The organism is Aerococcus sp. L_32, from assembly GCF_050689315.1.
The window spans coordinates 1-5,353 of sequence record NZ_JBOEQF010000143.1 but is presented as its reverse complement, the minus strand read 5'-3'; the positions used below and the strand labels follow the sequence as shown (position 1 = coordinate 5,353).

Genomic DNA, 5,353 nt, shown 5'->3' with positions numbered 1-5,353 from the left:
GCTATGAATTAAATCCTGCTGAGTTTGAATCATTAAACAAATATGTCGGTCAAACTTTGATTACAACGGATGGGACAACTTTACTTGGTGCAGATGACAAGGCGGGTATCGCTGAAATCGTTACCGCTGGTAAATACTTAATCGACAATCCATTCATTAAACATGGAGAAGTGAAAGTGGCTTTTGGTCCGGATGAAGAAATTGGTGTTGGGGCTGATCGCTTTGACGTTGAACGTTTTGCGGCTGACTTTGCCTACACTATGGACGGTGGCCCACTAGGTGAATTAGAATTTGAAACTTTCAATGCGGCTTCAGCAGTGGTTGAAGTAGCAGGTAAAAACATTCACCCAGGTTCAGCGAAGGATTTAATGATCAATGCCTTACAAGTGGCTATCGATATCCATAACCAATTACCAGAAAATGAACGTCCTGAAAATACAGAAGGGCGCGAAGGTTTCTTCCACTTAATGGGTATGGAAGGGAATGTAGAAGCTGCTAAAGCGACTTACATTATTCGTGACCATGACCGTCAACAATTTGAAAACCGCAAGGCATTAATCCAAGATGCTGCAGGTAAATTAAATGCATTTTATGGTAGTGACATTGCCACAGTGACTTCAAATGACCAGTATTACAACATGGGTGAAATTATTAAAAAAGATATGCGTCCTGTGACACTTGCTGAAAATGCATTTGCTGCTGTAGATATCCAACCAGATATTATTGCGGTTCGTGGTGGTACCGATGGGTCTAAATTGACTTATATGGGACTACCCACACCAAACTTATTTGCTGGTGGGGAAAACATGCATGGTCGTTTTGAATATGTCAGCCTAGAAACGATGGTGAAGGCAACTGAAGTTATTTTAGCCATCATTGAAGGCGCTGGCGACTACAACAATCTATAAAATACTATTTTTAAATATATGAAGGTAAAAACATTTACCGCAAAGAAAGAAGTTGGCGTCTATCCGGTGTCAACTTCTCCTTTTATATATTTAGCAATTAAAAAAAGTTGCTTTTACAAAAGGAGGGCTTATGAATTTACAGTTTATTTTAAAGACCCCGACACAAAATAACCTGAAATCTGTATATGAAGACATTGATGCTTATCTAAGAGCAGATGTCGAAAATCAAGTCTTTATTATCACTGATGATAATATGAAATTTGATTTAGAGATGTCTGTTTTACGTCAAATGAAGGCAGTCCAGTTGAATGCTGGCCATACAACTGACAATAAACATGCAGGAATGATGCGACTACAAGTGCAGTCTTTCAAACGGTTAGCTTGGTATTTATTGCAGAAACAAGATAGTCAATCAGTTGGGGACGTTTCAGATATTGGTAATGTCATGGTTATCGGTCGCGTTTTAGCGGATATGAAGGACGACTTATTGGTATACCGGGGTGAATACGATCAGATTGGTTTTGTGGAAGCCTTGGCTGACTTATTTAAAGAGTTAGTGAACGGTCAAATTACCAGTGACGTCTTTTTAAATTCGTTATCTAGCTATGAGTCTAGTGACCAGCCCTTGATTCAAAATCAAGTGAAGAAAATGAAAGAACTGGCTGCAATTTACGGAGAGTACGAAAAGTATTTAGCGGGCTTAACAATGGCAGACCAAAACGTTTTTGCCCAATTGAGAAAAGCTATTTCGGACCAAGACTTGTCTAAAACAAGAATTATCATTACGGGATTTGATTATTTTAATGCCCAAGAGTTGGAGACGATTGTTGCCTTCCTTGAAAACTGTCCGCAAGTGCAAATTGTCTTAAATTTAGATCAACCTTATGATTTTAGGACGCCGGACTGGTATGAATTATTTACGGTAACTGGGAAAACTTACAATCAATTGATGCAATTTGCTAGAAAGCAAGAGATACCATTTGCTAATCCCATAGTAGCTGAATCGGATAATAGTTATGCAGATGGTTTTAAAGTTTTAGATCATTATCTAAGAACGGACAACCGTATTGAAAGTGGCCAAATTGCGCAAACTGATCCTGCTAAAACGGCAGTCAATCAGGTCATGGAAATTTGGGAAGTACCGTCTACTCATATGGAAGCTGACCAAGTAGCCAATGAAATTTATCGATTAGTGGCAGATCCAAATACCGATTACCGCTACAAGGACATCCAAATCCTATCTAGAGATGAGGATGCCTATCAACACGCTTTACAGGCGGCTCTTGACGCCAATGAAATTCCTTATTTCACTAATTTCCAAGAGGATATGGCTCTCCATCCGCTTTACCGGCTGATGATAAGTTTGTATCGGGTTTACCAAGGTAATTGGCGGTATCAAGATGTCTTTGATTTACTGCGTAGTGAATTATTAATGCCAGTTGATTTGGGTGACTTGACCCATTGGAATGATCCAACTTTTGATTCAGTAGAGGTAGTATCGGATGAATTGTCAGCTTCCAAAAAGGAGCAAATTCAATTCCGTGATGCGATCGATTTGACAGAAAATGTTGTTTTACGAAATGGTTATGAAGGACAATTTTGGTGGTCTAAAGACCGGATCTGGTCCTATATTTTAGTGGGGGAAGACGGCGAAAAAATAGGGACAAAGCGTGATATTGCGATCGAAGCAACCGCGAACCAGGTAAAATCTTTTGTTGTTGGGGCCTTGTCGCCACTATTTGACAATTGGAAAAAGGATCAAACGACTGAAACGGCTATTACATATTTCTACCAATTCCTAACCAATAATGGGATTCCAACCAATTTGATGAATTGGCGAGACAGCTATTTAGAGACTGGGCAATTACAAGAAGCGAGACAGCACGAACAGGCTTGGCAGACCTTTATCCATATATTGGACGACTATGTCCTCCTATTTGGTGAGGAAGCATTTGACCTAGAATACTTCTTTAAGATTTTAGATTTGGCCTTTCAAAATGCCGGCTATGCTATGGTGCCACCAACAATGGACTCTGTTACAATTGGCTCTTTTGATGAAAATAAGGTTGATGCAAAGAAAATCACTTTCCTTTTAGGTATGTCCAAATATGCCTTGCCAGTAGTCTATGAAGAGAAATCTCTTTTAACCAACGAGGACCGGCAACTAGTGGTCAGTCAATTAGATGACTTACAAGCCTTAAAACAATCGGCAGATAGTAAGAATAACAACGAGGCCTATAAAGCTTATTTGGCATTCCTATCTGCCACAGATCATTTATATATTTCCTATCCCTTGAATAACGGCGATGCGGATACTGAAGGCTTGTCGCCAATGATTGGCCGTATTGCAGAGGCTTTTGATATTCAAACCAAATATCTACGGCAACCATCTGACCATGCAGCTGAAAAAACATTGTTGAAACTGGGTAATGGTCACACACAAGTCCGTTATTTACTGAAAGCCATGGCCCAAGATGCCCACGGTCAACAACGTTTAAGCCAGATATGGCGGCCTGTATATGACCAGGTAGTATCCAATCAATCTACTGCTGGTTTTTTTAAATGGTTGCAGTCTAGTTTGACTTACCATAATACGGTATTGCCACTTACGCCAGAATTGTCCCGGTCCTTATACGGGGATATTTTGGCCGTATCTGTGTCCCAGCTTGAACTCTATAATCGAGATCCCTTCTCTTATTATTTGAAATATGGGTTGAAATTAAAAGAACGACCTAGCTTCCAATTAGATTCCTTACAAACAGGGAACTACTTCCATGAAATGCTGGACCATTTTTTCAAGGAAGTAAATCAAAGAGAGTTTGATTTGGCTAATCTTTCTGATGGCGAGGTCAAGGAAATTGTAGGGAAAGTGACGGATAAGTTAAATGACCCGGACGTCTATCCTGAGTACACGATTTTTAAGGTTAACCACCGCAATAGTTACTTGCAGGAATCAATGAAAGAGACCATTCAGTTGTTGGTTGAAAATATGATCAAGCAACGCCAAGCGGTTAATGTGAAAACTATCGAAACGGAACAACGGTTTGGCTATACCCAAAATGAGGACGAGGAAGAAGAGACCATTACCCATTTCACTTTAGCAAACGGTCAAGAAGTTCGTTTGCGCGGTAAAATCGACCGGATTGATGCGGTGTCACAGGTTGAAAATGGCCTGGAACAAAACTTCATCCAAGTGGTGGATTATAAGTCATCGGCTCATGATGTGAAATTTGACCAGATTTATGTAGGGTCCCAATTGCAGCTTTATACTTATTTGAAGGTGGCTTTAGACCAGTTAAATCAAGATGGTCAAACTGCCTTGCCACTAGGTGCTTTCTACCAACGGATTTTCCAACCTCAAGTGAAAATTGAAAAGCAAACAGATTTAACTGACAAAAATATTGCGGATCAAATCTTGGCCGACTTGAAACTGTCGGGTTATGTACGGGCTGACTATGATCTATTAGAAGATATTCATAGCGAAGGACTTGAACCAGGTGGGAAGTCGAGCGTTTATGCGGTGAGCCGGAAGAAAGATGGCGATTTCGCTAAACCTGCCAAAGTCTTAACCAAGGATGAGTTGAATAAGTTGTTAGCCTTTGTTGAAGAGAAGATTGTGGTTACAGCAGAACAAATTGTGTCTGGACATATTGCTTTAAATCCGCTTGATGATGATCCGTACATTCCGTCCATGACTGAGCCTTACCGGTCTGTATCTATGTTTGATGCAACGGACTATACCAATAAATATCGACCAAATCCGTCTATGGATCAGGATGAATTTTTCCAAGCCTTAATGACAGATGCCCATGTAGATGAAAATGTAGCAGAGGAGGACCAGACAGGCGATGAAGAATAGACAGAAACAAACCACTATTCCATTACAAACAGAAGCTAATGCCCGTTATACAGCCGACCAATGGGCAGCGATTCATTTAGAAGGGGATAACCTGCTCGTTTCAGCCTCTGCTGGATCTGGTAAAACGAGTGTCCTTGTCCAACGTATCTTGCAGAAGGTACGACGTGGCTATGGGGTGGATGAGTTACTAGTTGTAACGTTTACCGAAAAAGCGGCTAGTGAAATGAAAGAGCGGTTGGAAGTAGCCTTACAAGAAATGATCAATGAAGAATCTGACGCTGACAGCCGTCAACATTATCTGCAACAAATCGCCAAATTGCCGCAAGCCAATATTTCAACCATTGACGCCTTTTGTAAGCAAGTCATCCAACGTTATTATTTCTTGATTGATCTAGACCCAGTTTACCGATTATTAACCGATGAAACTGAAAATATGATGCATTTTGAAAATGTTTGGGAGGCCTTGAAAGAGGACTTATTAGCAGAAGGCAATCCAGATTATTTACGTATGGCAAAACACTTTGCTTCCGACCGTAAAGATGACAAGATTGACCAGCTGATTTTTGACCTATACAACAAGTCTCGA

At 40.4% G+C, this 5,353-nt stretch carries 3 protein-coding genes; all 3 read left to right on the top strand.

Features of this window, described 5'->3' with window-relative positions; genetic code table 11:
• A partial coding sequence (pepT, locus tag ACRCJ0_RS09045; RefSeq protein ID WP_431390237.1) for a peptidase T occupies positions 1-908 on the top strand: 908 nt, incomplete at its 5' end.
• Between the two features lie 130 nt (positions 909-1,038).
• On the top strand, positions 1,039-4,767 hold the full coding sequence (locus ACRCJ0_RS09040) for a PD-(D/E)XK nuclease family protein (protein WP_431390236.1): 3,729 nt from the start codon (positions 1,039-1,041) through the stop codon (positions 4,765-4,767).
• A partial coding sequence (locus ACRCJ0_RS09035; RefSeq protein WP_431390235.1) for a UvrD-helicase domain-containing protein occupies positions 4,757-5,353 on the top strand: 597 nt, incomplete at its 3' end. The genes ACRCJ0_RS09040 and ACRCJ0_RS09035, both read left to right, overlap by 11 nt.

Coding starts and splice junctions, on each gene's coding strand:
- ACRCJ0_RS09040 (WP_431390236.1), top strand. CDS start 1,039: ATGAATTTACAGTTTATTTTAAAGACCCCGACACAAAATAACCTGAAA.